1 protein-coding gene is annotated in these 1,251 nt (G+C 40.6%); it reads right to left on the bottom strand.

What is annotated here, in order from left to right:
- Window positions 1–98: 98 nt before the first annotated feature.
- Window positions 99–1,251: IS1634 family transposase (locus H524_RS0111990; protein WP_027940354.1), on the bottom strand; the 1,153-nt coding region annotated here is incomplete at its 5' end.

The following is a 1,251-nucleotide window of genomic DNA, read 5'->3' as shown; positions in this document are numbered from 1 at the left end:
CCTGAGTTTATCAAAACTCTTTAAAAAAAATCGAGGCTAACCCGATATATATGCGGATTACGCCTCGTATTTCTTTTGAAAAAAGTTAGTAACAATGATTAGAGGTAAAGTGATCCACCTGGTGGAGCCCTAAACTTTGTTCTTAAACATCCACATAGTGATGTTTTAGATACCCTTGCTGGTAAAACCCTGAGGCCTACACACTTGAGAATATAGTAATGTGCATGACTTAGTGGAATCATGCTTCGCTCCTTGGTTTCAGGATTGACATATAAGTACTCAGCCTCAGATCCTTTGAATGTTCTCTCTACTCCGTAAATCGGTTCATCAAATTCGTACACCTTACGGGAGCTAATTTTGACCACTGTCATTTTGTTCAGCACAGTAATGATTTGATCTATGCTCAACATATGACCTTGCGCATGTAACATTCTTTCAAGATAGCAGATGATGACCAAAGCAAGAAAGCAGAAAAGCACATGAGCTTTGATATGTTCAGCTTTTCTTACATACACTGGTCTTAGCCCAAGGTTACTCTTCATAATCCTGAAGCATCTTTCGATAGCATTTAGCTTGCCGTACAGTCCCGCTACCTGATCAGCGGTTACTTCGTTGGCCGAGCCGCTACTAGAGACAGGTGTTTTAAAAACAAAGCCAGCATAGCCGGCCAGTGCACGTTTTTTCTTAAGGGCCTTCTGATCTACGCCTTTAATTTCACCTCCGACTGAGTTTATTTCTGCAAGAGAACGCCAGCCAGATTTGCTTGGTTTAACCTTTGTATTTGTCTGAATTTTGCCGTCCAAAGTCCTTAGATACAAGTCGATAATTGCGTCATCACGTCTTTTTCTTTTTTCATCAAATGTAACGACTAGAGTTGTATTAATCGAGCTTTCAGCGCCTTTCTTTTCAAAGTTACCAATAATTTTATATCTGAACTCAGTATTATCTTTCGTAGGCAAAGAGACGTATCCAGTTGGATCTGTAATGTCATTGGTGACATCCTTTCCCAATTGACTGATTTTCTGGGCAACAATGAATCCCATGCCATTGTCTTGAATCATTTTCAGGTTTTTTGCTGAGTTTAGCCCTCGATCAGCAACAACTATGGCCTCGTCAATCTGATACTTCTCTTTGAGACCTTTGATAACTGGCTCCATCGAGGTGTATTCGGACATGTTTCCTGGGAAAACAGCGTAATCTACAGGGATTCCGAACTTGTCGATTACCAATACGATTGATATGAGTGGCAGG

The sequence above is a fragment of the Anaerobiospirillum succiniciproducens DSM 6400 genome, from assembly GCF_000482845.1.
Taxonomy (GTDB): Bacteria; Pseudomonadota; Gammaproteobacteria; order Enterobacterales; family Succinivibrionaceae; genus Anaerobiospirillum; species Anaerobiospirillum succiniciproducens.
This window is presented reverse-complemented; position numbering and strand designations above follow the sequence as displayed.